Source organism: Nonomuraea sp. NPDC002799 (assembly GCF_053592075.1).
This window is the reverse complement of the sequence record NZ_JBSFVA010000003.1, coordinates 550,734-575,137: the sequence shown is the minus strand read 5'-3', so window position 1 is coordinate 575,137 and position 24,404 is coordinate 550,734. Positions and strand designations below refer to the sequence as shown.

The following is a 24,404-nucleotide window of genomic DNA, read 5'->3' as shown; positions in this document are numbered from 1 at the left end:
CTGGCCTCGCAAGGCGGGGCACTCTTTACAAACGACGCGACCCGCCTACCTCGCAGAAGGGGCATATGCCCGCAAGCCATCCCAAGATGCCCACTTAGAGTGCGGTTCGCGAGCCTATAGCCGTGATGTCGTAGTTTGATCGTATGGATTTGTAGCGTTACCGTCGGTTGGCGGGTCCGGTCGTGTTGTGATGGCTGAGTGGCTGAGCGTAAGCCATACCCGAGCGACATATCCGACGCCCGCTGGGCATTGATCGAGCCTACCTTGACCGCCTGGCGGCAATCCCGACTCGACCGCCGCCCCACGGCCAGCCCGCTACGGTCGAGTTACGGGACGTCTTCAACGCGATCCTGTACATCAACCGCACGGGAATCGCCTGGAAATACCTTGTACCGCTTCATAACTCATTGCGTGGTGCTTGATCTGCGGCTTTGACCTCCAGAGGCCGAGTAGGCAAGATCGCGGTCTGTGTCGGTTCGTCTGTTGTATCTGACCTTGATTCGTGTGTTCGGTTGGCTGGTGTTGCTGGGCCGTGGTCAGGCGTCCAAGGACGTCGAGATCATGGTGCTCCGCCATGAGGTGGCGGTGTTGAAGCGTCAGGTCGTCCGGCCGAAGCCGGACTGGGCCGATCGGGCGCTCTTGGCGGCGTTGGCTCGCTTCCTACCGACGGTGCTACGAGCTCATCGGCTGGTCACCCCGGGCACCTTGTTGGCCTGGCATCGCCGTTTGATCAAACGCGCGTGGACCTACCCCCACCGCCCTGGCCGTCCCGGAACAACCAAGGAGGTCCGGAATCTGGTTCTCTGTCTGGCGCGCGAAAACCCGAGGTGGGGTATCGGCGGGTACACGGTGAGCTGGTTCGCCTCGGCCTGCAGGTCAGTGCAGCGGCCGTGCGACGGATCCTGCGCTCGCGCCGACACGGCCCAGCCCCCCCGAAGCCTCGACACCTCCTGGCGGACGTTCTTACGCCTGCAAGCGAAAGGATTACTGGCCTGCGACTTCTTCCACGTCGACACGATCTTCCTGAAACGCCTGGACGTGTTGTTCGTAATGGAGGTGGAAACACTGCGCGTACACGTCCTGGGCGTGACCGCCCATCCAACAGGCACCTGGACGGCCTAGTAAGCCCGCAATCTCCTCATGAACCTCGGGCAGAGGTCCAGCTCGTTCCGGTTCCTCATTCGCGACCGGGATGCCGAATTCACTGCCGCCTTCGATGAGATGTTCGCCGGCGAAGGTGTCACGGTGATGAAGACGCCGCCGCGGACGCCCCGAGTCAACTGCTACGCCGAACGCTGGGTGCGCACCGTACGAGCCGAATGTACCGACCTCATGCTCATCTACGATGAACGACACCTGCGATCCGTCCTGGAAGAGTACGCCGAGCACTACAACGCACACTGTCCGCACCAGTCCCGCCGGCAACGCCCACCTGATCAAGGCGAGGGAATTGTCGTGCCGATGGAGGGTCGGATTCAGCGCCGAAAGGTGCTCAGCGGAGCGATCAACGAGTACCACCGAGCGGCCTAGCTGATCCGACGAAACGCCAGCTCAGACCACGTGCACGAGTTTTGAAGCGGTACAGGGTCTAAATGATCTACCGCGATACACGGTCCGTACACAAGAGCAACCACCGAGCAAACTACCATGATCAACAACGAGCACAGAGGCCGGCGGAAACCGAGAAACCACAGGTCGAACGCGGTATTGGAGAGTAGGGCGGGTGGGACTTGAACCCACGACCCACGGATCATGAGAGGAGCGTGTAGTCCTCCAGCGTCGGCGGCCAGAGGGCGTCCTCGCCTGCCATGGCCTCCGGCTCGTACGTGTGCAGCTCCAGCGTGAGATCGTCGGCGCACCAGTAGGCCGCCTCGCGGTGCGTGTCGCGGCCCTCGCACCACAGCCTGCGCTCCCGGTGGATGACGTACACGAAGTAGGCGTACGACTCGACGTCGCGGTGGGCGACGCGGGCGGTGTCCAGCCCTTCGTGCGCCTCGTACACCACGCCGGTGCGGCCGTCGAGGAAGAGGTACCAGCTGTCCAGCCCGTCGAGCATGAACAGCGCGCCGAGGTCGTCCGGCAGGCCCGCGCAGGCGCGCAGCTCGTCCACGATGTCGGGCCAGAACTCGGTCATGGGCTCGACGAAACGGCGATGTTCGCCCGTCCAGCCGGGCTGGTCGAGGCCGTCCACGGGCAGGCCGACCTCGGTCAGGAAGCGGCGGGTGGGCGCATGCGCGATCGCGGGGTGGATCTCGTCGTCGTGCGGCCGGACGACGCCTTCCGGGCCGTACAGGTCTTCCAGCAGCTCGCGCGTGACCCTGGTCGGGGGGCGGCGGAGCGGAAGCGGGGTGATGGTGTCGGGTCCGCCCGCCAGGCGCTCGTGGTGGGCCAGGTGATTGCTGACGTACGCGGGCGGGGACAGCTCGGCGGAGACCGGCCAGCCGCGCATGACGGCGGCCAGCTCCACGTGCGCCGCCGCGGGCGGGGCGATGGCCTCGGCCAGGGAGGGCAGGGCGATGGCGTACGCGGGCAGGCGCGGCTCGGCCAGGGGCAGCCGGTCCGCGGCCTCCGCCACGCCGCGGGCGGCGGCCTCCGGGGCGTCGCGGTGCCGGCCGCAATGCAGCAACCGCCACGTGTACGGGCCGATCGGGTCGAAGGTGAGGGCCAGCGTGCCGGCGGCGGCGCGGGCGTCCGGCGACAGGCCGTCCAGCCAGGCACGCGCCACCCGTACGTCCATCGGCAGCTCAGGGCCCGGGTCGGCGCCCTCGGCCCGGGCGGCGAGCGCGGCGAGCCCCGGCGAAGGGTGGACCTGGCCGGCGGTGAACGGCGACCGCTCCACCCGCTCGGCGTCGTACCAGGCGGTGAAGGCGGCGCAGTCGGTGGCCCGCGGGTCGTCCAGATCCAGGACGAACGCCGGCGGTCCGAGACCGACCGCGGCATCCGGGTGGCTGAGCTCCACGAGCAGGCGGACGTGCGGGTTGACGGCCAGGGGAAGGACGAGCTCGGCGAACGCGCGCTCGGGGTCGTTGCTCCTATGGGTGTCGGCCACGGTGACGAGCACGGGCCGGTCGAGAGCGGCCAGGCCGGCGTCGTCGAGCTTGAACTGCCCGGCCAGCTCGGCCACGGCGTCGTCCGCGTCCATTCCGCGCAGGCAGATCGCCGCCTCGGCGGGGCCGGGGTAGCCCGACCAGTCCCAGACGCCGGAGTAGCTGAACCAGGACAGCAGCCGGGTCTTGCCGGCGGCGGGCGAGCCGGTGACGACGCAGATCCGCGGCCCGTAGGGGTCCTCCCGCCAGCGCAGCAGGGCGTCCGCGGCGGGGGCGCGTCCGGCGGTGGGCTCGTCGCGGATGCCGCGCCCGGGGCGCGCCTCCACCCAGGCGGGCACGGTGGCCAGGTAATCGGGGACCGCAGGCGGGTCGCCCAGCAGCCCTCGGGCGAACGTCGCCAGGGCCGCGTGGAACTCGGGCATCAGCGCCGCGGTCTCGGCCCAGTCATCCCGTATCCCGGTCACGCAGGGCTCGTCCTTGTGCCGGAGCAGACGCATGGGGTCGTCGTTGTGATCGTCGGCCAGCTCACTCAGGTGCTCGAAGAACGCGTCCTGGATCTTCCGCAGCCTGCTGACGTGCTCTTGCAGCCGCTGTGCCTCCGGGCGCTCGCCGAGTTCGGCCAGCACACCGTCGAAGTGGGCGATCCGTACGTCCGGCCAGGGCAGGCCGACGACCTGGAACGCGGTGAAGAGGGGAGAGGGGAGGTCAAGCGGTACTTCCATGGTGGCGACGAGTTTAGGGCAGGGCCCGCGACGCCACCTCGGCGCACCCGCCGGATGGAGCGGTGGTGACCGATGCGCGGTGGCCGCCCTCCCGCTCCGTACGCCCGCTGTGGCAGGTCGAGCCGGGGTTCGCGCCCAGCGGACGGCCGGCCGGCCGGCAGAGCCATTGCGCGCAGGCCGACGCCGGGACCGGGCAACGAGCCAAGCCGCACGACGAGATCCCGCCGGACGTGCCTGCGGGGACCTGTCGTGTGGCGATGCTCTCAGGCCAGGAACGCCGCGTCCCGAAACGGTCGCGCTTGGGCCCGGCGCCGCCACGTGCCGACGACCGCTGGCGCGACCGGTGCCGGCGCGTCTCATGGTCGTCGCTTCGGCCTATGGCCAGTCCCCGAAAGGATGAGCGTCGGTCAGGAGCGGAACGACAGGCGGCCGCGCCCCGGTTACGGCCGGTACGTCCGCTGGTCCAGGCTGACGAACACGAACGCTCGCCTCGGTGGCGCGCAGTCGTGTCCGGTGCCAGAAGCATGATGAAGGGGTCTGACCTGGTCCTCTAGGCTCAGCTCTCGTGCTGTTCCGTCTTCTGTATCTGCTGGTGGGTCGGGCGTTCGGCTGGCTGGTGCTGCTCGCTCGGGGTAGCGCCGCCAAAGAGGTGGAGATCTTGGTGTTGCGGCATGAGGTCGCGGTGCTGCGCCGCCAGATCGATCGGCCCAGGCCGGACTGGGCCGATCGGGCGTTGCTGGCCGCGTAGGCCAGGCTGTTACCCGCTCGTCTTCGGCTGCATCGCATCGTGACGCCGGGCACGCTGCTGGCCTGGCACCGCAGGCTGGTGAAGAAGAAGTGGACCTACCCCGCCAAAACACGGCCGGCCACCCATCTCTGAGGAGACTCGCGCTCTGATCCTGCGGTTGGCGCGGGAGAATCCGCGGTGGGGGCATCGGCGCATCCGGGGCGAGCTACTTGGCCTTGGGTTGCGGGTGGGGGAGGGGACGGTCCGCCGGGTTCTGGTGGCGGCGAGGCTTGGGCCCGCGCCGCGTCGGGCTTCACCGAGCTGGCGCCCGTTCCTGACTGCTCAGGCCTCTGGCATCCTGGCGTGCGACTTTCTCCACGTCGATACGGTGTTCCTCAAGCGCCTGTACGTGTTGTTCGTTATGGAGATCCAAACGCGGCGCGTGCATATCCTTGGTGTCCCGGCTCATCCGACCGGCGCCTGGACAGCGCAGCAGGCGCGCAACCTGCTGATGGACCTGGGCGGGCGAGCCGATGGGTTCAAGTTCCTGATCCGCGACAGGGACGGCAAATTCGGCGGAGGGTTTGACAATGTGCTCGCCGGGGCGGACGTGCGCATTTTCAAGATTCCGCCGCGCTCGCCACGGGCGAATGCGTTCGCCGAGCGGTTCGTCGGCACGCTCCGGCGCGAATGCCTCGATCACCTTCTGGCCCATGGTGAGCGGCACCTGCGACAGATCCTGGCTGAGTTTGAACGCCACTACAACCAGCACCGGCCGCATCAGGCGCTGTCGCTACAGCCACCTATGCATGATCCAGCCGAGGTTGTCGATCTCACGGTTCGAATACAGCGACGACCGGCCGTCAGCGGTCTGATCAACGAGTACCGCCGAGCCGCATAGTCGAGCGAAGCCACAGGTCAGGCGTGTGATGCCGGTATTGGCACTGCACAGGTCTAAATGATTTACCGCGTTACACGGTCCGTACACAAGAGCAACCACCGAGCAACCAGCCATGATCAACAACGCGATCTGAGGCCGGCGAGAACCGAGAAACCCCAGGTCGAACGCGGTGTTAGAGAGTAGGGCGGGTGGGACTTGAACCCACGACCCACGGATTATGAGTCCGATGCTCTGACCGGCTGAGCTACCGCCCCTGGATGAAGTTGTCAACGGGCGCCGACCCCCGGAACGGATCACACAGAGCCCTCGCGCATGCTAAGGCTAGAGCATCCGATCCTGTCGTGGTGGCCGCGCCGAATGGGAGACAGGTCTCCTCGGACATCATTCCACGCCACCCGGCGTTGTTGGAGCCCGCGACGATCATATTCAGGTCTCAGTTGAGGAGGGCGGCCGGGCATGGGTGAGGGCCGGCGTGCGGGTGCTGCTCGCCGGCCCTCGAAGTGGTCGGGCTTATGGGCGGTTCAGGCCGAGCGTGTACGAGCCGGAGCCGCTGTACGCGTGCACGCGGTACCGGTAGTACCCGGCCGTCCCGTTGTAGGAGATGGTCTCGTCGGGGTTCGGGCTGTCGCCCGCCGCGACGACGGCCCAGGACGAGCCGTTCCACTTCTGCAGGTAGACGTCGAAGTCCACGCCGCTGGGGCCGTCGAGGCAGGCGGCGTGGTTGCCGGAGACCGTCGCCTGGTAGTAGGAGCCGTTCGGCTGGTACGCGCTCTGGTTCGAGGTCAGCGAGCCGTTGTAGGTCTCCTCGTAGCCCTGGCAGCCGGTCGGCGGCGGGCCGGTTCCCGCGGTGACCAGGGTCAGGCCGCCGGCGGAGAGGATCTCGTTGAGGGGCTGGAAGTAGGTGACGCCGCCGCTGGTGCAGTTGCCCGAGCCGCCCGACGTCATGCCCTGGGCCTGGTCGCCCGAGATGAACGAGCCGCCCGAGTCGCCGCCCTCGGCGCAGACCGTGGTGCGGGTCAGGCCCGAGACGGTGCCCTCGGGATAGTTGACGGTGGCGTTCAGCGCGGTGACGGTGCCGCAGTGCCATTGGGTGGTGGAGCCGGAGCGGCAGATGGAGCCCTGAGGCTGGGTGACGGTCGAGCCGCGTACGGGCAGGATGCCGGCGCTGTAGCCGTTCACCACGCCGGCGGCGGTCCAGTCGGCGTTCGTGGCGACCCAGGAGTAGTCGTTGCCGGGGAACGACGAGATCTGGAACGTCCCCTGCGCGACCCGGTTGTAGCCGGTCGTGGTGACGCCGGTGGTGCCGCAGTGGCCGGCGCTGGTGAAGCCGAGCTGGGTGCCGCGTCTGGCCGCGAAGCCGATCGAGCAGCGGTAGCCCTGCGAGGTGTAGTACGCGTCACCGCCCCGGATCTCGTAGAACAGGCGCGGGCGTTCGGCGGACTGCTCCAGCTTCACGGCGGCGGCGTCCACGCCGGTCGCGGCGATCCACGACTGAGCCGCCGAGGCGTCGCTCGTCTGGACGATCACGGAGTTGTCCTGGGGCGCGATGGCCCAGCTGTGGACGGAGGCGGGCGGCGCGGCCCGGTCCAGACCGTTCTTGACGGTGGTGAGCTGGGCGAGCGAGCGTGCCACGATGCGGGCCCTGGCGCCCGTCCCGGTGATCTGGGCCGTGTCGGCCGGGTCGACGCTGGCCACGACGAGGGCCCCTTCGGGGCCTTCGTACCAGACGCCGGCATAGCGGTCGCCGAGCTTCTTGCGCAGGCCCGGTGCCGCGGAGTTGCCGCGGGCCTCGTTCGCCAGGCGGCTGAGCGCCTGCTCCTTGGAGATGCCGAGGTCGCGCTGCAGGGCGTCGACCACGCCCGAAGGCGGTTTCGCGGCGGCGACGGCCGGGGTCGCCGTCATGACTAATGCGCCGATCGCGATCGCGATCAGCGCCGGAGAGCGGAGCATGTTGTCTCCCTGCTGCTGGGGGTGCCGTCACGGTAACGGCCGGCCCAGGAGCGGAGGAGTACTACTTTGCCCCTATCACCGTGTTATGGAGCGGTGCCATAACCCGGATTTCGTGCCAGCCAGTCGTAATAGACGGGGCTGCGGCGTACCGCGTCCATGTGGGCCTGTTTGGCCTGTGCCACCACCCAGGTGGCCTCGGGTGCGGTGGGGTGGCGGCCGAGGAGCTGCCGCCAGCGCAGGGGCGCCCGCGCGATCGGGACCATGGTGAGGCCCTGCGCGGCCTGGTGGGTGGCCTGGCAGAGCACCACCGCGCGGCCGACCTGCGCGAGATGCTGGCAGGTGGGCACGTCGGTCTCGTAGATCGTTCCGGGGGTGAACCCGGCCCGCGCGCACGCCATCGCGAAGCAGTCGGCGAAGCAGCCGTCACCCGGCGTCACCGCCCACTGTTCGCCGGCCAGGCCGAGCAGCTCCACCTCCTTCTCCCCGGCGACGGGGTGGTCGTCGGCGACCAGGCAGAAGACGGGGTCGACGCTGATCGTCTCCCACAGCAGGGTGCCGGTGGGGGTGCCGGAGTCGCCGCAGGCGCCGGTCAGCACGTAGTCGAGGCGGCCGAGCTCCACCATGCTGGTGAGCTCGTGGGTCGACCAGGAGGTGTACGTGCTGACCGTCCGCTCCGCGGCCAGCCGGTCGACCAGGCCGCCGAGGATGGGGCCGTTGGTGGCGCCGATGCGGAAGCCGGGCGACGGCGCGTGCGCGAATCGTACGGCTTCATCCTGTAGTTCTTTGGCGGCCGGGAGTAACACCCGGGCCCGGGCGAGCACGAGCTCGCCGAGACGGGTGGGCCGGGCGCCGTGGCGGTCGCGTTCGAACAGGGCGCCGCCGAGCACCCTCTCGATACGTTTGAGCTGGGCGGTGAGGGCCGGTTGTGCCAGCCCGAGCAGGGACGCGGCCTTGCTCACACTTCCCGCGTCCGCGACCGCGCGGACGATCCTGAGGTGCCTGAGCTCGAGGTCCATAACGGGAAGGTAAGGCGGCGATCTCTTACAAACAATGCCTATATGTCAGGAATAGTGACAGATATTGTCTGGGGTTCTCTGGGGTAGGGGGAACCCATGACGACGATGGGAATCAACCCTGCCCAGCTCAGCGACGAGGACGTCGTCCGGGAGCTGAGACAACTGCATGCCACCCGCAGCGACACGTTCTTCCACGGATCCGACGACGCTCTCGCGCGGCACACCTCCCGCACCAACGAACTCGAGTCGGAGTACCTCCGCCGCTGCCCGGACCGCGAGGTCGATCCCGCCCGGCTGAGGGAGGGCGCGAGGGAGCGCGGATGATGACCGAAGGCCACGACGTGCAGGCTCTGTCGGACGTCGACATCCACGTGTACGAAGCGGTCGCCTCGCAGGTGGTCGAGTCGGGAGGCGCGGAGTTCGGCGCGCTGGTCCGGGCGTCCGCGCTGACGGAGGACGAGGTACGGGCGAGCCTCGCGAAACTGCTCGAACACGGATATGTGGTCCCGCACGGCGACGGGTACGGCCTTGGGCCGCACACCTTCGAGGTCGAGTACTAGGGGCTGGGCACCATCGAAGCGGCCGGCGGGATTCCCGCCGGCCGCGACGGCGGCGTCAGATGTCGGCGTCAGATGCGTTTGATGCGCGCCCACACCAGGAACGCGCCGCCGAAGACGGCCATGGCCAGCCCGGTCCACAGGTTGACGGCGCTGTCCAGGACGCCGGCCACGATCAGGATCACGCCGTACAGCAGGAACAGCCCGCCGATCACCATCCGGATGTCACTCACAGGATCACCCCGTACATCAGAGCCGCCAGGACCACCGCGCCCACCCCCAGCAGCACGGGGGAGCGGTACCACTTCGTGTCGCCGGTCAGCGCGTCGTCCTCCAGGTCCACGGCGTCCAGTCCGTACACGAGCCCGCGCAGCTCCGGCTCCGGTTTGGGCGTGGTGAACAGCGTGACGACCACGGACACCAGGACGTCCACGGCGAAGGCCACGCCCGCGCCCCAGAAGCTGGCGTTCAGCTCGGTCCCGAAGTTCAGCAGCCCCGCCTTGAACCCGACATAGGACGCGAACCCCGCCGCCGTACCGGCCAGCAGCCCCCAGAAGCCGGCCCACGGCGTCATCCGCCGCCAGAGCAGCCCGACGATGAAGGTCGCGAACAGCGGCGCGTTGAAGAACGAGAACAGCGCCTGCAGGTAGTTCATGATGTTGGAGTAGCCGGCCGCGATGAACGCGGTCCCGACCCCCATCGCCACGCCCGCCACGGTCGCGATCCGGCCGACCCGCAGGTAGTAGCCGTCCTCGCGGTCCTTGACCACGTGCGACTGCCAGATGTCGTTGGTGAAGACCGTGTTGAACCCGCTGATGTTGGCCGCCATCCCCGCCATGAACGAGGCCAGCAGCCCGGTCACCGCGACCCCCAGCACGCCGTTCGGCAGCAGGTCGCGCATGAGCAGCGGGATCGCGTTGTTGTAGTCCTCACCGCCTTCGCCCCAGTTGTTGAACAGCACCAGCGCGATCATGCCCGGCAGCACCGTGATCAGCGGGATGAAGATCTTGGGGTAGGCCGCGATGATCGGCGTGAGCCGGGCCGCGTTCGTGTTCCTGGCCGACAGGGCCCGCTGCACCTCGGCGAAGTTCGTGGTCCAGTAGCCGAACGACAACACGAACCCGAGGCCGAACACGATGCCGATCCAGTGGGCCTGCATGGGGTTCTCACCTGATAAGCCTGCCCAGGCGTGCAGGCCGCCCTCACCGAGCGAGCTCTGCCGGACCTTCTCGAACAGGCCGGAGACCCCGCCCACCTTGATCAGCCCGAGCACGGTCAGCGGGATCAGGCCCGCCAGGATGACGAAGAACTGCAGGACCTCGTTGTAGATCGCGGAGGAGAGCCCGCCGAGGGTGATGTAGGACAACACGATCACCGCCGACACCACCACGGAGACCGGCATGGGCCAGCCCAGCAGCGCCTCCATGACCAGGGCCAGCGCATAGAGGTTCACGCCGGCGATGAGGATCTGCGCGACCGCGAACGTGAGCGCGTTCAGGAGCTGCGTGGCGCCGTTGAAGCGCCGGCGGAGGAACTCCGGGACGCTGCGGACTTTCGAACGGTAGTAGAAGGGCATCATCACGATGCCGAGGAACACCATCGCCGGGACCGCGCCGATCCAGTAGTAATGCACGGTCATCGCGCCGTACTGGACGCCGTTGGCCGCCATGCCGAGGATCTCGATGGCGCCGAGGTTCGCCGAGACGAACGCCAGCCCGGTGATCCAGGCGGGTAACCCGCGTCCGGCCAGGAAGAAGTCGAGGCTGGAGCTGATCCGGCGACGGGCGGCGAAGCCGATGGCGAGCACCGTCGCGAAATAGATCGCGATGAGTGCGTAGTCGAGGAGGTTCACATCAAGCCGCACGGCCACCCTGCTACCCCGGAAAATCACAACATCACGTAACAGCTGATGGACCGCGGAACCGGCCCGTCCTACTGTCGAGAGGTGGATGTCGCCGATCTGAGCCCCGCCGAGGCGCGGGCGCGCTTCCGCACCGGCGAGCGGGTGACCACCGCCGGCTGGTGCCGGGGCTGGACGCAGGCCAACCTGATCGCCGTGCCCAAGGAGCTGCGGTACGAGCTGCTGCTGTTCGCGCACAACAACGCCCAGGCGTGCCCGGTGCTCGACGTGGGCGAGCCGGGGGTCTGGTCCACCCGCCTGTTCGCCGGGGACCTGCGCACCGACCTGCCCGGCTACCGCCTCTACCGCGACGGCGAGCTGGTCGCCGACCTCGACGACGTGGTGGCCGAGTGGCGCGCGGACCTGGTGCCGTTCCTCATCGGCTGCAGCTTCACCTTCGAGCACGCGCTGCTGGCCGCCGGGGTGCCGGTGCGGCATCTGGAGGTGGGGACGAGCGTGCCGATGTACGTCACGAACGTGGCGTGCAAGTCCGCGGGCCGGCTGTCGGGGCCGCTGGTCGTGTCGATGCGGCCGGTCCCGGAGAAACTGGTGGCGACGGCCGTGGCGGTGAGCGGGCGGTATCCGCTGGTGCACGGGGCGCCGGTGCACATCGGGGACCCGGCGGAGATCGGGATCGGCGACCTGGCCAGGCCCGACTTCGGCGGCCGTCCCGTGGAGGTACGCGACGGCGAGGTGCCGCTGTTCTGGGCGTGCGGGGTGACGCCGCAGGCGGCGATCATGGCCAGCGGCGTCGAGTACGCGATCGGCCACCTGCCGGGGCACATGGCGATCATGGACGCCCGGGACGAGGACTATCGGGTGCCTGACACCTCGGCGGGATGCCCGCCGCCGTGAGCTGGTCGCTGACGGGTGCGGCGCCGTGCCGGTTGTCGATCTCCAGGTGCGGTACGACCGGCGGCTCGTCCACCCGGATGTCGCGCAGATAGTCCTCGAACGCCGCCAGCTTGCCCGCGTCCCGCCCGAACCCCCTGGCCGTCAGGCGCTCGCGCAACGTCGGGCCGTCGGAACGCACCCAGAGCAGGCGCACCGGCGGGCCGCCCAGCTCCGCCACCCACCCGGCCCACCGGTCCGCCGCGTGCACCTGGCCGGTGAACGGGCCGTCGAGCAGCACCGGGCAGCCGTGGCCGCGGATCTGCCTGGCGATCCCGGTCAGGCCGGCGTACTCGTGCCGTTTGACGTGCCGGTCGTACCAGGGGCCCTCGCGCTCGCCGTCCGGCCGGCCGGCCCGGCGCAGGACCTCGGCGGCGAAGTCGCCGTACACGGTGTCCTTGTCCAGCAGGGCGGGCACGGGGGAGAGGCGGGCGAGCAGCGCGGCGGCGACCGTGGACTTGCCCGCGCCCGGCGGCCCGCTGATCACCCAGACAGTGGTCACGTGATCAACCTACGCGGATCCGCGTACGCGGAAGCCTCGTCTGAGCGGACGACCCCGCGGCCCGCGACAGCCAGACTCCTTGCTCATGCTGACCGTCTTGACCAGGGTGTTCCGGGCGCCGGAGCTGCGTAGGAAACTGCTGTTCACACTGGGGCTCATCGCCCTGTTCCGGCTGGGGCAGGTCATGCCGTCGCCGGGCGTGGACGTGGTGGCCGTGCGGGAGTGCGCGGGGTCGGCCCAGGGCGGTGTGTTCGACATGGTGCAGATGCTCAGCGGGGGCGCGATGTTGCACCTGTCGGTGTTCGCGCTGGGCGTCATGCCGTACATCACGGCCAGCATCATCATGCAGCTCGTCGCCGTGGTGGTGCCCCGGCTGGACGCCCTGCGGAAGGAGGGGCAACGCGGGCAGGCCCAGATCACGCAGTACACCCGCTACCTGACCGTCGGGCTCGCCGTCCTGAACGCCGGCACGGTCGTCGCGCTGGCCCGCACCGGGCAGCTCCTGCCCGGCTGCTCGCGGCCGCTGCTGCGGGACGAGGGCCTGCTCGCCGTTCTCGTGCTGGTGCTGACCATGGTGGCGGGGGCCTGCGTGGTCATGTGGCTGGGCGAGCTGATCACCGATCGGGGGATCGGGAACGGCATGTCGCTCCTCATGTTCGCCCAGGTCGTGGCCGTCTTCCCGGGCTACATGTCCCGGATCTTCATGCTGACGCCAGTCGGCTTCGTGGTGATGATCGTCTCGGGGTTGTTCCTGGTGGCGGCCGTGGTCTTCGTCGAGCAGGCGCAGCGGCGCGTACCCGTGCAGTACGCCAAGCGCATGGTGGGGCGGCGCGCGTACGGCACGAGCACGTACATCCCGATGAAGGTCAACCAGGCGGGGATCGTGCCGGTCATCTTCACCACCTCGCTGCTCTACCTGCCGACGCTGGCGGCGCCGCTGCTGGGCGGGGAGGTGGAGGGCTGGGTGGCGCGCAACCTGACCTCGGGGACGCATCCGCTCTACATGAGCGTGTACGTGCTGATGATCGTGGGCTTCGCCTACTTCTACGTGTCGATCACGTTCAACCCCGTGGAGGTGGCGGACGCCATCCGGCGCTACGGAGGGTTCGTGCCGGGGATCCGCCCCGGGCGGCCGACGGCCGGGTATCTGGCGTTCGTCCTGTCCCGGCTGACCGCGTCCGGAGCCGTCTACCTGGCGGTGCTGGCGCTGTTGCCGCTGGTGGCGTTCGCGATCCTGCGGGATCCGGGAACGCAGCAGAACTTCCCGTTCGGCGGGACCAGCGTGTTGATCATGGTGGGGGTCGGGCTCGACACCGTCAAGCAGATCGAGGCCCAGCTCCAGCAGCGCAACTATGAGGGCTTCCTGCGGTGAGGCCCTCAGCCCGGCGGGGCCAGTCCGGCCCGGATGGCGAACACCACCAGCTGGGCCCGGTCCCGCGCATGGAGCTTGACCATGGCGCGGCTGACGTGAGTGCGCACGGTGTCGGGACTGATCACCAGCTCCTTGGCGATCTCGTCGTTGGATCTGCCGGTGGTCACCCACGCGACCATCTCGCGCTCGCGCGGCGTGAGCGTCTCGACGCCCGCCACCGGCTCGGCGGCACCGTGCCGTCCGAACAGGCCGATGACCTTCCGCGTGATCGCCGGTGACAGCAGCGCCTCACCCGCCGCCACCACGCGCACGGCGTTGACCAGCTCGTCCGGGGCGCTGTCCTTGAGCACGAAACCGCTGGCGCCGGCCTGGAGGGCGGCGAAGACGTACTCGTCGACGGCGAACGTCGTCACCACGACGATCCGGGTGCTCCGCAGCCCGGGCTCGCCGGCGATGGCGCGCAGGGCGGCGAGGCCGTCCATGCCGGGCATGCGGATGTCGAGCAGGAGCACGTCGGGGCGGGTGTGCCGGATCAACGCCAGCGCCGCCGCGCCGTCGGCCGCCTCGCCCACGCACTCCATGCCGGGCTCCCGCTCCAGCAGGGCCCGCAGCCCCATCCGCACCACCGCCTGATCGTCGGCGACGGCGACCCGGATCAGGCCTTTCCCCTCCGGCCCGGCTCCGAGTGAGCCGGCCGGGGGCGGTGGGTCCACTCGCCGGGAGGCGCCGCCGGAGGCCGCCGGCTCGTCCTGAGTGGTCATGCGGAGTCCTGCGGGAACCTGGCGTCCTGCGGGAACCGGGCGATCACCTGGAAGCCGCCGCCGTCGCGCGGCCCGGCCGTGAACAGGCCGCCCGCCTCGGTCACCTTGGCCCGCATCCCGGCCAGCCCGCGCCCATCACCCACCTCGGTCCGTCCCACGCCTCGGTCGGCCACCTCCAGCACGAACTCGCCCCGGCTCGCGCCCATCCGGACCAGCGCCCTGGTCGGGCCCGCGTGGCGCAGCACGTTGGTCAGCGACTCGCGCACCACCCGGTAGACGACGCCCTGGAGCCGGGCGGGCACGGCCGGGTCGGCGGGCTCCATGTCCACCGGCAGGCCCGCCGCCCGGACACCGTCGATGAGGCTCGGCAGGTCGCCGCCCGGCGGGTCGATGCCGTCGAGGGCCGCCCGCAGGTGGGCGAGCGCCGTCGTGCTCGTCTCCCGGATCGCCCGTAACGAGGCGCGCGCCTGCTCGGGGTCGTCGTCGAGGGTGACGAGCGCGATCCCGGCCTGCAAGGCGATGGCCGCCAGCCCATGACCGGCCGCGTCATGCACCTCACCGGCGATCCGGGCCCGCTCCAGCGCCACCACGCCCGCCACGCCCGCCACGTCCACCCCGGACGCGCCCGCACCGACGCCGGGCGGGCCCGCCTGTGTGAAGCGGACCGTCGTGGGGTGGGCGGTGTGCGCGGCGGGGATGCCCCAGGCCGTGGCCCCGCGCAGCCCGGGCTCCGTGCCAGGCTGCCGAACACCGGCGCCGCCCGGCCCCTGAGCCGCCGCTGAGGCGGAGACGCGCCGGGTCGGCGGGGGTGGCGGGGTGTGCCGGGCGGTCTCGGCGCGGATCTGGAGCAGGGGCGGCTGGGCGTCGGCGGCAGCGGCGGCGGCCGCGCGGGCCTGGGCGAGGCCGCTGAACGACCAGGGAACCGCCAGCCAGCCCGCCCACGCCAGCATCACCACGACCGGGACGTCACCCAGCCGGGTCAGACGGGACAGCGCGGTGCGCGGCCGGCGCAGCGGGCCGGCTCTGTGCGTGTGCTCGGTCACCATCTCCCACCAGGCCCAGGCTCGTGTAGCCCCGATCCTAGCGAGCTTTCACACCGTCCGGCTCGATCGATCGCCGTCCAGACCCCATGAAATGATCTTGGACGGTGTGATCTCGATGACCTCCCGCGAGAAGAACGGCACCGGTGGCTCGTGGTCCGTCAGGGCCACGGCGGTGCCCCGGATCTCGATGCCCCGCACCACCCACGGATCCGTCGAGGCCAGATCGTCGACGACGAACGCGACCGTGCTGCCCCGCTGAACGTTGCGGAACTTCTTGGACTTGCCCAGGGCGTGCCCGCCGATGGTGATCGTGCCCGACTCCGCGTCGACGAAGAAGCCGGTGGGATTGTTCTGGGTCTGCCCGTCCTGGGCGACCGTGGCCAGCCGGCCGAGCCGCTGGCCGGCCAGATAGTCGAGCTCTGCCTGTGTGAAGATCATGCGACCATCCTGCAACCTTGACATCGGTTGAGGTCAAGCGAGCCCGGCGGTCAGCCAGCGCACCGGGTTCTCGTTGGTGATGAGCCGGATCAGGTCCTCGCCGACCCCGGCCTCGCGCAGGCGGGGCAGCAGGGCGTGGAACAGGTGGGCGTAGCCCGCGCCGCCGTACCGCTGGACCTGCGCCACCCGGTGCAGACCGGTGCTGAGCAGCAGGCGCTCGGCGTGGCCGTCCTCGATCAGGCCGAGCGCGATCCTGGCCGCCTGGTCGGGGCCGGCGCTCAGGGAGCTGAGGGACACGTACGCGTCCGCCTCGGCGATCTTCCTGGCGGCGCCCACGTCGGAGCCGGCGTAGTCGACGGCCACCCGGGAGCCGGGCAGGTTCTGGCCGAGGAGGATCTCCAGCACGGCCAGGCTGTTCTGGCCGCGGGCGGCGACGGGCAGGCGCGACTGCAGGGCGGCGCGGGCGGCGGCCACCAGGCAGCGCTCCTCGCGCGGCGTCGGGTCGGCGCCCCAGGAGCCGACCTCGCCGATCACGCCGGGGAACACCCCCGTGCCGTCCACGCCGCTGAGGATCTCCTCCATCAGCAGCTTGGTGAGCGTGTCGGCGTCGGCGTCGCCCACGTTCGTGAACGGTTCGGCGAACAGCCCGGTCGAGGCGATCACCGGGACCCGGCTGCCGGCGGCGACCCGGGCCAGGGCTCCGGCGTCGCGGCCCATGCCCATGCAGGTCAGCTCGACCACCAGGCCGAGCTGCTCGGACTGCCGCAGCTCGCGGAGCTCGGCGGTGACGGTCGTGTCCTCGTCGAGCCAGCGGTGCGGGTCGGAGTCGATACCGACCGCCCAGCGCATGTCGGTGCGCAGGTGCTCGTGGGGGAGGACCGCGCCGGTGATGGCGGCGGCTCGTACGGGTCCGGTGACGGTACGAAGCAGAACTTCGGGCATGCCAGACATTAACCGATGTTTGCCGGAGAAAGGCTGTTCAGGCCGGAAATTTTACGCTTTGGGGGTTTTGGTGCTTTGCTAGTCATCTGCAAGTGGACGCCGAAGGCGGGGCCGTATCCTGGGGTGCATCACCGATTGGCGGGGGAGAATTGTGGCGATTAAGAACTCCGACACCGGCGATGCCGACGTGATGAAGGACGAGGCGGCCGGCCGTTCCGACATGCCCGAGCGCCGCACGGGCATCCACGGCTGGCTGGACGGCATCCGTTCCACCCGTACGGGCGCGCTCACGCTGAAGATCGTGATCGGCCTGCTCGGCACCGTCATGGTGGTGGGCGGCCTGGTCATGGTGCCCTTCCCCGGGCCCGGGTGGCTGGTGGTGTTCGCGGGGCTGGCGGTGCTGGCCACGGAGTTCCACTGGGCGCATCGGGTGCTGGAGTTCGGCAAGCGGACGCTGCACACCTGGACGCAGTGGTACAAACGGCAGGGCTGGACTGTCCGCATCATCGTGCTCGTCGTCACCGTGGCCGCCGCCGGGGTGATCGTCTACTTCGGGCTGCGCACGCTGGGCATCGACGTCATCGCGATCGCGCAGCGCTTCATCTAGACCCGGTCGTTATCGCGGCCAAGATTTCGCGAAATAGCTGACTATTCTGCGGGCGTGATCGCCAAACTCGCCGTCGCGCTGTCCTTGCTGCTCGCCAGCCACGCCACCCTCCCGGCCGATGCCCGGGCGGACGTGGCCCTCCCGGGCACCGGGGGCGTGACCTACCGCGAACAGAGCGGCGATCCGGTCCGGCTCACCGCCTACGGGCTCGGCACCAAGCGCACCTATCTCCGATCCACCGCCGGCACCGCCTTCGCCTGGGAACAGACGCTGTCCGAGGTGTCCGCCGCGCCGGGCGGCCGGCTGATCGCGGGCGTGCCGGCGGCGTACCGGTCGGGCTATGACTCCCTCGTCGTCACCGACCGCACGACGGGCGCCACGAGCAGGATCCGCACGGTCGCCAGGCCGCAGACGGCCTCCTACGCCTCGTGGTCGCGCGACGGCAGGAAGGTCGCGCTCACGGTCGAGCAGAAGTCGGCGGGGAAGTGGCAGGTGCTCGGCTTCACGGTCGTCGACGTGACGGCGAAGAGCGCGCGCACCGTCAAGATCTCCGGCCTGCGCGCGAACGCGGGCTTCTGGTGGAGCCCCGACGGCAACCTCGTCGCGATGTACGGCACCGGCCTGCGCGTCTACCGGCCCTCCGACGGCGCGGTCCTGCGCACCTACGCGGACGTGGGCCTGCCGACCGGCCCCGAGGACGCCTACTCGCCGTCGGGCAGGCGGCTGACCACGTGGTGTCCCGCCCGCCTCAAGGCGCAGCTCTGCCTGGTCGATCCCGCCACGGGCAAGATCGCCGGGCAGGTGGGCGCCCGACCGGCGGCCCTGTTCGGCTGGTGGGACGAGAGTCACCTCATCGCGGTCATGGCGAACGCGGGCGCCTACCGGCTGTCGGTGCTGGACCTGAGTGGCAAGACGACGCGCGTGCTCGCGGACCTGCCGGCCGGCACGTGGGCCGCCGACCTCTGGTTGTCCTTCACCCGCGCCGCCGCCCCGGCCTCATAGCCTCAGACCTCACAGCCTCACAGATAGAGGCCGGTGCCGTGGTCGGTCTCCTGGGTGGCCACCGCGTGCAGGTCGCGCTCGCGCATCACCAGATAGACCCGCGCGTGCACCTCGACCTCGAACTGCTCCTCGGGGTTGAACAGCACTTTGTCGCCGACCCTGACCGAGCGCACGTTCGTGCCGACGCCGCAGACCTCGCCCCACGCCAGGCGGTTGGCCATCTTGACCGTCGCGGGAATGACGATCCCGGAGCCGCTGCGCCGCTCCTCGGCCTCCTGCTCCAGCCGGATCATGACCCGGTCGTGCAGCATCTGAATCTCGAACTTGGGCTCTACCACAAGGGCAAGTTTACGAGCCGCCGGACCCGCGACAGCCCAGGCTCGTGACAGGGGCCGCTCCAGCACGGCCGCCCCGGCTCGAAATCGCGGGTCCATGAGAAGGTGTGCACCATGCATGACGCCGAAGCCCGGGTCCTTGACGCCATCGACACGGCGGAGACCGTGAACCTGCTCGCGGAGACCGTCCGCGTGCCCAGCGTCACGGGCACGGACGCGGAGTCGGACCTGCAACATCGGTGCGCCGTCCTGCTCACCGAGGCCGGCATGGACGTGGACGTCTGGAAGCTCGACCTCGCCGCCCTGGCCGCCGGCCCCGGCTTCCCCGGCACCGAGGCCCCCAGGACCGAGGGCTACGGCGTCGTCGCCGTCACCGGCGCGGGCACGCCGGCGCTGGCGCTCCAGGGCCACGTGGACGTGGTGCCGACCGGCGACCTGGCCAAATGGGCGGGCAGCGACCCGTTCGCCGCCCGGATCACCGGTGACGTGCTGCACGGCAGGGGCGCCTGCGACATGAAGGCCGGGCTCGTCGCCAACCTGGCCGTGGCGCGGGCGCTGCGCAGGTCCGGGGTCAGGCTCGCCAGGCCGCTGGCCGTGCACTGCGTGGTCAGCGAGGAGGACGGCGGGCTCGGCGCGTTCGCCACGCTGGGCAGAGGGCACACGGCCGAGGCCGCGGTGATCACCGAGCCCACCGGTGGCGCGGTCATCACGGCCAACGCGGGGGCGCTGACGTTCCGGCTGGAGATCGCCGGGCGGGCCGCCCACGGCGCCACGCGCACCGAAGGGGTCAACGCGATCGAGGTGTTCTGGCCGGTGTTCGAGGCGATCAGGCGCCTGGAGGCGGCGCGTAACGCGGACGTCCACGGCGTCTTCGGCGGCAACACGATGCCGTACCCGATCGAGGTGGGGACGGTGCGCGCGGGCGACTGGGCCAGCACGGTGCCCGACCTGCTGGTCGCCGAAGGGCGGCTGGGCGTGCGGCTGGACGAGGACCCGGCGGCGGCGCGGGCGGTGTTCGAGGAGGCGGTGGCCGAGGTCGCGCACCCCTGGTTGCGGGAGAACCCGCCGGTGGTGACGTGGCCGGGCGGGCAGTTCGCCAGCGGGCGGCTGCCGGCGGGGCACGCGCTGCTCGGTGAGGTGGCCCAGGCGGTGGCCGACACGACGGGCCGGCGGCCGGCCGAGGCGGGGGCGCCGTACGGGAGCGACCTGAGGTTGTACGCGGCGGGCGGGATCCCGACGCTGCACTACGGCCCGGGGGACGTGCGGTTCGCGCACGCCCCCCGCGAGCAGGTCGGCCTGGGGGAGCTGATCGAGGTCACGCGGGCACTGGCACGGCTCGTGGTGCGCCGCTGCGGAGCACTCTGAGCAGCGAGCCGGGGCTCAGCAGCGACGGCGGCGGATCGTAGAGGTTCGCCACCCGCTGGAAGCGCAACGCCAGCTCGGGGTCGTGCGCGGCGGCGGCGTGGAAGCGCTCCAGATAGGCGTTGATCAGGCGGATCTTCGGCGTCACGACGCCCTCGACGCCGGGCATCCGCAGGTCGCCGCCGACCGTGACGTCCCAAGGGCCGTCCACCACCTTCGCGATCCGCCGGAAGAACGGCATCGGCCGCAGATCGATGTCCAGCAGCGCCAGCGCCTCCATGGCGGAGACCGTCATGCCCTGGCCGTAGAGCGGGTTGAACGCGCAGACCGCGTCGCCGATGACGAGCAGGCCCTCGGGGAAGCGGGTCAGCCGCTCGTAGCGGTGCCTGATCGCCGCCGGGTTCCGGTAGGCGTGCGGCTCCCCGATCGGCTCCGCCGAGCTGATCAGGTGGTGCAGGTCCGGCGCCGCCAGGGTGGCCGCGTAGCCGGTGAACCCGGCCAGGCCGAGGTCCGGGGCCTCGCCGTAGCCGATCAGGGTGACGATCCAGCGGTCGTCCTCCATGGCGAGGGCCACCCCGCCGCGCGGCGTCTGCGGCGTGGGCGCGATGATGACGACCAGGTCGCCGCCGAGCTGCCCGGGCCGGCGGCGGAACTCGCGCGTGCCGTACCGCACGTCGATCTCCAGCCGCTCCTCGCGCGGCGGCCGGTAGCCCAGCTCGCCCAGCCAGAACGGCGTGCGCGAGCCCCGGCCGCTCGCGTCGACGACGAGGTCGGCGGGCATCGGCTCACCGTCGGCCAGCCGCACGCCCGTGACGCGGCCCTCCTGGGCGAGCAGGCCGGTGGCGATCCTGTTCGGCAGCACCCGCACGCCGGACAGCCCGCTCACCCGGCGCCGGACCTGGCCTTCGAGCAGCGGCCGGCTGACGAGCAGCCCGGTCAGGCCGCCGGCGGTGCGGGCGTGCCGGTGCCCGCCGTGCACGTGGCGGGCGTTGAGCAGCACGTCGCCCCTGATCGCCCCTTGCGCGACCAGCTCGGCGCCGATCCCCGGCAGCAGCTCTTCCATGGCCTCGCGCCCCCTGGCGAGCAGGCCGTGCGCGTGCCGGCTCTGCCCGGCGCCCCTGCGGTGGGCGTCCACGATGGGCAGCGTGTCGCGGTCGAGCACCGTGACCCGGGTGTACCGGCGGTGCAGAGCGGCCGCGGACAACAGCCCCGCCATGCTCGCGCCGATGACGATGGCGTGGTCCATTGATCTCCCCCTGCGAACGTTCTGAGAACAACCATTCGGGCAGAGGGTCGCGCGCGGATCGGTTTTCTTCCACGTCCTTTGGCACGCTCCCAGGAACCGGGCGCGCCGGTCAGGTGACGGCCGTGGCGCGGCGGCGGGCCTCCGGGACGATGAGCGGGGTGCCCGACTGCGGATCCCGGATGATCTCGCACCGCAACTCGAACACCTCCCGCACCAGCTCGGGAGTGACGATCTCGCCGGGGTCCCCCTCCGCCACGATCGCGCCGGCCCGCATCACGATCAGATGGGTGGCGTACCGGCACGCCTGGTTCAGGTCGTGCAGCACGGCCACCATGGTCCGCCCGGCCTCGTGCAGATCCGCGCAGAGGTCGAGCACCTCGATCTGGTGGGAGATGTCCAGGAACGTGGTCGGCTCGTCCAGCAGCAGGATCGGCGTCTCCTGCGCCAGCGCCATGGCCAGCCACACCCGCTGCCGCTGCCCTCCCGACAGCTCGTCCACGATCCGGTCGGCCAGCTCCGCCACGTCCGTGGCCCGCATGGCCTCGCTCACCGCCGCCTCGTCGGCCTTCGACCACTGCCGCATGAGCCGCTGGTGCGGATAGCGGCCGCGGGCCACCAGGTCGGCCACGGTGATCCCGTCGGGCACGATCGAGCTCTGCGGCAGCAGGCCCAGCCGCCGCGCGACCTCCTTCGACGGCAGCGAGGTGATGACGCTGCCGTCCAGGTGGACGGCGCCGGTCCTGGGCTTCAGCATCCGGGCCAGGGCACGCAGCAGGGTGGACTTGCCGCAGGCGTTCGGGCCGATGATCACGGTGAAGGACTCGCCGGGGATCGTCACGTCGAGGCCGGTCGCCACGACGCGCTGGTCGTAGGCGAGGGTGAGACGGGTGCCTGACAAGCGGACGCCGGCCATCAGGAGCGGTCCTTTCGCAAGAGCAGGGCGAGGTACGTGCCGCCGATCGCGGCGGTGAGCACCCCGACGGGAAGCTGGGTGGGCGCGAGCAGCCGCTGCGCGACCAGGTCGGAGGCGGTCAGCAGCACGGCGCCCATCAGCGCGGAGGAGGCCATGCTCACGCCGGGCGAGCGGGTGAGCCGCCGCGCGAGCTGGGGCGCGGCCAGCGCGACGAAGGCCACGGGCCCGGCGGCGGCCGTGGCCACGCCGGCCAGCAGCACCCCCGCCGTGATGGCCACCGCCCGCACGGCCTCGACCCTGATGCCCATGGCCTTGGCGGCGTCGTCGCCCATCTCGATCATCCGCATCGGCCGGGCCACCGACGCGCACATCGGCAGCAGCACGGCCAGCGCCACCGCGACCGGGATCGCGTGGTCCCAGCCGCGCCCGCTGAGGCTGCCGGTGAGCCAGGCGCTCGCGGTGGCCGCGTCGTTGATGTTCGCCCTGGTCAGCAGGTAGGAGTTGACCGCCAGCAGCAGCGCGTTGGCCCCGATGCCGACCAGGACGAGCCGGTAGCCCGGCACGCCCTTGCGGTAGGCCAGCGCGTAGACGAGCACGGCCGTGACCACGCAGCCGGCCAGCGCGCCGCCGGCGATCGTCAGGGCGGAGCCGCCCGCGACGACGGCGATGATGCCGCCCGTGGAGGCGCCGGCGGTGAAGCCGATGAAGTCGGGGCTGCCCAGCGGGTTCCTGGTGAGACTCTGGAAGAGGGCGCCACTCACGCCGAACGCCGCGCCGACCAGCAGCCCCGTCACGACCCTGGGGGCGCGGAGCTTGCCGACGATCAGCTCGGCGACCGGCGTGCCCTGGCCGAAGAGGGCGGAGACGATGTCGGGCACGGGCACGGTGAACTCGCCCGTCGCCAGGGCGGCCACGGTCACCGCGCAGGCGATCAGGACGAGGGCCCCGCCGACGAGCAGGGCGCGGGGCGCGAGCCGCAGGGAATAGGGGCCGACGCGGACGGTCACAGCGCCGCCACCCGCCTGCGCCGGGCCAGCAGGATGAAGATCGGCGCGCCGATCACCGCCCACACGATCCCGACCTGCACCTCTCCCGGCCGGGCGATGAGCCGGCCGGCCACGTCGGCGCCCAGCAGCAGCACCGGCGCGGCCAGCGCCGAGTACGGCAACACCCACCGCTGGTCGGGCCCCACCACGGCGCGCACGGCGTGCGGCACGATCAGGCCGACGAACCACAGCGGCCCGGCGGCGGCGGTGGCCGCGCCGCAGAGCAGCGTGACGGCCACCCCGGTCAGGAGCCGGGTGCGGCCGACCGCCACGCCGAGGGCCTTGCCCGCGTCGTCGCCCAGCGCCAGCATGTTGAGCGGCCGGGCCAGCAGCAGCCCGAGCACCAGCCCGGCGACCATGAACGGCGCCAGCCGCACCAGCGTGCCGGCCGTCTGCCCGGCCAGCGACCCGGTCAGCCAGAACCGCATCCGGTCGTAGGTCTGCGGGTCCATGCGCAGGACGGCCGAGGCCACCGCCGTGCAGACCATGCCGAACGCGATGCCCGCGAGCGCGAGACGTACCGGGCTGGAGCCGGAGCGGCCGGAGGAGGCCAGTGCGTAGACGACGGCGGAGGCCACCGCGGCCCCGCCGAAGGCGAACCACACGTAGACGGCCGGGTCGGAGAGCCCGAACAGGCCGAGCGCCAGCGTGACCCCGAGCGCGGCCCCCTCGTTGATGCCCAGCAGGCCGGGGTCGGCCAGCGGGTTGCGGGTCAGGCTCTGCATGAGCGCGCCGGCCAGCCCCAGCGTGGCGCCCACGCCGAGACCGAGCAGGGTGCGCGGGACGCGCAGCTCACGGATGACGATGTGGTCGCTGGAGCCGTCGGGGGCCAGGAACGCGTCGATCACCGTGGCGAACGGCACCGACCGCGCGCCCAGCGCCACGCTCGCCATCGCCGTCAGCGCCAGCACCGCCAGCGTGACGAGCAGCCCGGCGATTAGCAGCGCGGGCCGCGCCTTGGCGGCGCGCTCCCCGCCCAGCCCGCCGGTCGCCGGCTCGTCCACGTCAGGGGCCGCGGCGGTCGCCGTCGTACCCTGTCCGGCTTCGGCCGGGTCCTGAGCCGGGCGCACCCGACCCCCTCTCGTCAACAGTCAAACTTAGGCAAGGCTAATCTAAGCACCGAG

The 24,404-nt window shown here is 70.9% G+C and carries 26 protein-coding genes, 1 tRNA gene and 1 pseudogene; 12 read left to right on the top strand and 16 right to left on the bottom strand.

What is annotated here, in order from left to right; all coding sequences use genetic code 11:
• Positions 1 to 198: 198 nt before the first annotated feature.
• The 3 genes and pseudogenes from ACWD0F_RS09470 to ACWD0F_RS09460 form a co-directional block, all read left to right on the top strand.
• Positions 199 to 389 (top strand): annotated as a pseudogene (locus ACWD0F_RS09470) (transposase); the annotation flags it as partial.
• Positions 390 to 468: 79 nt separating this feature from the next.
• On the top strand, positions 469 to 1,122 hold the full coding sequence (locus ACWD0F_RS09465; RefSeq protein WP_449873552.1) for a hypothetical protein: 654 nt from the start codon (positions 469 to 471) through the stop codon (positions 1,120 to 1,122).
• An 18-nt stretch (positions 1,123 to 1,140) separates the two neighbouring features.
• Positions 1,141 to 1,530 (top strand): integrase core domain-containing protein, encoded by a 390-nt coding sequence (locus tag ACWD0F_RS09460; protein ID WP_449873550.1) that lies wholly within the window; start codon positions 1,141 to 1,143, stop codon positions 1,528 to 1,530.
• 220 nt (positions 1,531 to 1,750) lie between these two features.
• Here ACWD0F_RS09460 and ACWD0F_RS09455 read toward each other — a convergent pair whose 3' ends face one another.
• Positions 1,751 to 3,769, bottom strand: a complete 2,019-nt coding sequence (locus tag ACWD0F_RS09455) for an SUKH-4 family immunity protein (protein WP_449873548.1) — start codon at positions 3,767 to 3,769, stop codon at positions 1,751 to 1,753.
• A 565-nt stretch (positions 3,770 to 4,334) separates the two neighbouring features.
• Here ACWD0F_RS09455 and ACWD0F_RS09450 point away from each other — a divergent pair.
• Both ACWD0F_RS09450 and ACWD0F_RS09445 read left to right on the top strand, forming a co-directional pair.
• Positions 4,335 to 4,517, top strand: a complete 183-nt coding sequence (locus tag ACWD0F_RS09450) for a hypothetical protein (protein ID WP_449873546.1) — start codon at positions 4,335 to 4,337, stop codon at positions 4,515 to 4,517.
• Positions 4,518 to 4,884: 367 nt separating this feature from the next.
• Entirely contained in the window at positions 4,885 to 5,397 is a 513-nt protein-coding gene (locus ACWD0F_RS09445) for an integrase core domain-containing protein (protein WP_449873586.1), read from the top strand.
• Positions 5,398 to 5,577: 180 nt separating this feature from the next.
• Here ACWD0F_RS09445 and ACWD0F_RS09440 read toward each other — a convergent pair.
• The 3 genes from ACWD0F_RS09440 to ACWD0F_RS09430 form a co-directional block, all read right to left on the bottom strand.
• Positions 5,578 to 5,651 (bottom strand) — tRNA-Ile (locus ACWD0F_RS09440).
• 256 nt (positions 5,652 to 5,907) lie between these two features.
• Positions 5,908 to 7,347 carry a S1 family peptidase gene (locus ACWD0F_RS09435; protein WP_449873544.1) on the bottom strand — a complete coding sequence of 480 codons (1,440 nt, stop codon included), beginning with the start codon at positions 7,345 to 7,347 and terminating at the stop codon, positions 5,908 to 5,910.
• 83 nt (positions 7,348 to 7,430) lie between these two features.
• On the bottom strand, positions 7,431 to 8,363 hold the full coding sequence (locus tag ACWD0F_RS09430) for a LysR family transcriptional regulator (protein ID WP_449873542.1): 933 nt from the start codon (positions 8,361 to 8,363) through the stop codon (positions 7,431 to 7,433).
• A gap of 96 nt (positions 8,364 to 8,459) precedes the next feature.
• Here ACWD0F_RS09430 and ACWD0F_RS09425 point away from each other — a divergent pair, with 96 nt between their 5' ends.
• Both ACWD0F_RS09425 and ACWD0F_RS09420 read left to right on the top strand, forming a co-directional pair.
• Positions 8,460 to 8,687 (top strand): DUF6158 family protein, encoded by a 228-nt coding sequence (locus ACWD0F_RS09425; RefSeq protein ID WP_449873540.1) that lies wholly within the window; start codon positions 8,460 to 8,462, stop codon positions 8,685 to 8,687.
• Positions 8,684 to 8,923: a hypothetical protein gene (locus ACWD0F_RS09420; protein WP_449873538.1), complete on the top strand. Its 240-nt coding sequence runs from the start codon at positions 8,684 to 8,686 to the stop codon at positions 8,921 to 8,923. The genes ACWD0F_RS09425 and ACWD0F_RS09420 overlap by 4 nt, the downstream gene beginning before the upstream one ends.
• A gap of 68 nt (positions 8,924 to 8,991) precedes the next feature.
• Here the strand turns inward: ACWD0F_RS09420 and ACWD0F_RS09415 are convergent, their stop codons facing one another.
• Together ACWD0F_RS09415 and ACWD0F_RS09410 are read right to left on the bottom strand one after the other, a co-directional pair.
• Complete coding sequence (locus ACWD0F_RS09415) at positions 8,992 to 9,153, bottom strand: hypothetical protein (protein ID WP_449873536.1); 162 nt, start codon at positions 9,151 to 9,153, stop codon at positions 8,992 to 8,994.
• On the bottom strand, positions 9,150 to 10,784 hold the full coding sequence (locus ACWD0F_RS09410; protein WP_449873534.1) for a sodium:solute symporter family protein: 1,635 nt from the start codon (positions 10,782 to 10,784) through the stop codon (positions 9,150 to 9,152). Before ACWD0F_RS09410 ends, ACWD0F_RS09415 begins: the two co-directional genes overlap by 4 nt.
• An 81-nt stretch (positions 10,785 to 10,865) precedes the next feature.
• On the opposite strand from ACWD0F_RS09410, the gene ACWD0F_RS09405 reads away from it, so the two are divergent.
• Entirely contained in the window at positions 10,866 to 11,675 is an 810-nt protein-coding gene (locus ACWD0F_RS09405) for a putative hydro-lyase (RefSeq protein ID WP_449873532.1), read from the top strand.
• Here the strand turns inward: ACWD0F_RS09405 and ACWD0F_RS09400 are convergent.
• Positions 11,611 to 12,213, bottom strand: a complete 603-nt coding sequence (locus tag ACWD0F_RS09400) for an AAA family ATPase (RefSeq protein ID WP_449873530.1) — start codon at positions 12,211 to 12,213, stop codon at positions 11,611 to 11,613. The two genes, ACWD0F_RS09405 and ACWD0F_RS09400, sit on opposite strands and share 65 nt — an antisense overlap.
• Positions 12,214 to 12,298: 85 nt before the next feature.
• Here ACWD0F_RS09400 and secY point away from each other — a divergent pair, with 85 nt between their 5' ends.
• The gene (gene secY, locus ACWD0F_RS09395) at positions 12,299 to 13,585 is read left to right on the top strand and encodes a preprotein translocase subunit SecY (protein ID WP_449873528.1); all 1,287 of its coding nucleotides are present in this window, start codon (positions 12,299 to 12,301) and stop codon (positions 13,583 to 13,585) included.
• 5 nt (positions 13,586 to 13,590) lie between these two features.
• On the opposite strand, the gene ACWD0F_RS09390 is transcribed toward secY, so the two are convergent.
• The 4 genes from ACWD0F_RS09390 to ACWD0F_RS09375 form a co-directional block, all read right to left on the bottom strand.
• Entirely contained in the window at positions 13,591 to 14,244 is a 654-nt protein-coding gene (locus ACWD0F_RS09390) for a response regulator (protein WP_449873584.1), read from the bottom strand.
• A gap of 98 nt (positions 14,245 to 14,342) precedes the next feature.
• A complete protein-coding gene (locus ACWD0F_RS09385; RefSeq protein WP_449873527.1) occupies positions 14,343 to 15,392 on the bottom strand; it encodes a sensor histidine kinase in 1,050 nt (349 codons plus the stop codon).
• Between the two features lie 45 nt (positions 15,393 to 15,437).
• Positions 15,438 to 15,827 (bottom strand): PPOX class F420-dependent oxidoreductase, encoded by a 390-nt coding sequence (locus tag ACWD0F_RS09380; RefSeq protein ID WP_449873525.1) that lies wholly within the window; start codon positions 15,825 to 15,827, stop codon positions 15,438 to 15,440.
• Between the two features lie 33 nt (positions 15,828 to 15,860).
• A complete protein-coding gene (locus tag ACWD0F_RS09375) occupies positions 15,861 to 16,769 on the bottom strand; it encodes a phosphotriesterase family protein (RefSeq protein ID WP_449873523.1) in 909 nt (302 codons plus the stop codon).
• A 151-nt stretch (positions 16,770 to 16,920) separates the two neighbouring features.
• Between ACWD0F_RS09375 and ACWD0F_RS09370 the strand changes: the two genes are divergently transcribed.
• Together ACWD0F_RS09370 and ACWD0F_RS09365 are read left to right on the top strand one after the other, a co-directional pair.
• Positions 16,921 to 17,376, top strand: coding sequence for a TIGR02611 family protein (locus ACWD0F_RS09370; protein WP_449873521.1), 456 nt, complete (start codon positions 16,921 to 16,923; stop codon positions 17,374 to 17,376).
• 54 nt (positions 17,377 to 17,430) lie between these two features.
• Positions 17,431 to 18,378: a TolB family protein gene (locus ACWD0F_RS09365; protein WP_449873519.1), complete on the top strand. Its 948-nt coding sequence runs from the start codon at positions 17,431 to 17,433 to the stop codon at positions 18,376 to 18,378.
• A gap of 17 nt (positions 18,379 to 18,395) precedes the next feature.
• Here the strand turns inward: ACWD0F_RS09365 and ACWD0F_RS09360 are convergent, their stop codons facing one another.
• Complete coding sequence (locus ACWD0F_RS09360) at positions 18,396 to 18,716, bottom strand: GroES family chaperonin (protein ID WP_449873517.1); 321 nt, start codon at positions 18,714 to 18,716, stop codon at positions 18,396 to 18,398.
• A 111-nt stretch (positions 18,717 to 18,827) separates the two neighbouring features.
• Here ACWD0F_RS09360 and ACWD0F_RS09355 point away from each other — a divergent pair, with 111 nt between their 5' ends.
• Positions 18,828 to 20,078: an ArgE/DapE family deacylase gene (locus tag ACWD0F_RS09355; RefSeq protein ID WP_449873515.1), complete on the top strand. Its 1,251-nt coding sequence runs from the start codon at positions 18,828 to 18,830 to the stop codon at positions 20,076 to 20,078.
• Here ACWD0F_RS09355 and ACWD0F_RS09350 read toward each other — a convergent pair.
• The 4 genes from ACWD0F_RS09350 to ACWD0F_RS09335 form a co-directional block, all read right to left on the bottom strand.
• Positions 20,029 to 21,321, bottom strand: a complete 1,293-nt coding sequence (locus tag ACWD0F_RS09350) for an FAD-dependent oxidoreductase (RefSeq protein ID WP_449873513.1) — start codon at positions 21,319 to 21,321, stop codon at positions 20,029 to 20,031. The two genes, ACWD0F_RS09355 and ACWD0F_RS09350, sit on opposite strands and share 50 nt — an antisense overlap.
• Positions 21,322 to 21,430: 109 nt before the next feature.
• Positions 21,431 to 22,234, bottom strand: coding sequence for an ABC transporter ATP-binding protein (locus tag ACWD0F_RS09345; protein ID WP_449873511.1), 804 nt, complete (start codon positions 22,232 to 22,234; stop codon positions 21,431 to 21,433).
• Positions 22,234 to 23,241, bottom strand: coding sequence for a FecCD family ABC transporter permease (locus ACWD0F_RS09340; RefSeq protein WP_449873509.1), 1,008 nt, complete (start codon positions 23,239 to 23,241; stop codon positions 22,234 to 22,236). The genes ACWD0F_RS09345 and ACWD0F_RS09340 overlap by 1 nt, the downstream gene beginning before the upstream one ends.
• Positions 23,238 to 24,350, bottom strand: a complete 1,113-nt coding sequence (locus ACWD0F_RS09335; RefSeq protein ID WP_449873507.1) for a FecCD family ABC transporter permease — start codon at positions 24,348 to 24,350, stop codon at positions 23,238 to 23,240. The genes ACWD0F_RS09340 and ACWD0F_RS09335 overlap by 4 nt, the downstream gene beginning before the upstream one ends.
• Positions 24,351 to 24,404 lie beyond the last annotated feature (54 nt).

Bases quoted from the DNA above. Each gene is read 5' to 3' on its own strand.
- ACWD0F_RS09455 (WP_449873548.1), bottom strand. From the start codon at position 3,769: ATGGAAGTACCGCTTGACCTCCCCTCTCCCCTCTTCACCGCGTTCCAG.
- secY (WP_449873528.1), top strand. From the start codon at position 12,299: ATGCTGACCGTCTTGACCAGGGTGTTCCGGGCGCCGGAGCTGCGTAGG.
- ACWD0F_RS09420 (WP_449873538.1), top strand. From the start codon at position 8,684: ATGATGACCGAAGGCCACGACGTGCAGGCTCTGTCGGACGTCGACATC.
- ACWD0F_RS09435 (WP_449873544.1), bottom strand. From the start codon at position 7,347: ATGCTCCGCTCTCCGGCGCTGATCGCGATCGCGATCGGCGCATTAGTC.
- ACWD0F_RS09355 (WP_449873515.1), top strand. From the start codon at position 18,828: ATGCATGACGCCGAAGCCCGGGTCCTTGACGCCATCGACACGGCGGAG.
- ACWD0F_RS09430 (WP_449873542.1), bottom strand. From the start codon at position 8,363: ATGGACCTCGAGCTCAGGCACCTCAGGATCGTCCGCGCGGTCGCGGAC.
- ACWD0F_RS09385 (WP_449873527.1), bottom strand. From the start codon at position 15,392: ATGGTGACCGAGCACACGCACAGAGCCGGCCCGCTGCGCCGGCCGCGC.
- ACWD0F_RS09375 (WP_449873523.1), bottom strand. From the start codon at position 16,769: ATGCCCGAAGTTCTGCTTCGTACCGTCACCGGACCCGTACGAGCCGCC.
- ACWD0F_RS09345 (WP_449873511.1), bottom strand. From the start codon at position 22,234: ATGGCCGGCGTCCGCTTGTCAGGCACCCGTCTCACCCTCGCCTACGAC.
- ACWD0F_RS09460 (WP_449873550.1), top strand. From the start codon at position 1,141: ATGAACCTCGGGCAGAGGTCCAGCTCGTTCCGGTTCCTCATTCGCGAC.
- ACWD0F_RS09425 (WP_449873540.1), top strand. From the start codon at position 8,460: ATGACGACGATGGGAATCAACCCTGCCCAGCTCAGCGACGAGGACGTC.
- ACWD0F_RS09380 (WP_449873525.1), bottom strand. From the start codon at position 15,827: ATGATCTTCACACAGGCAGAGCTCGACTATCTGGCCGGCCAGCGGCTC.
- ACWD0F_RS09350 (WP_449873513.1), bottom strand. From the start codon at position 21,321: ATGGACCACGCCATCGTCATCGGCGCGAGCATGGCGGGGCTGTTGTCC.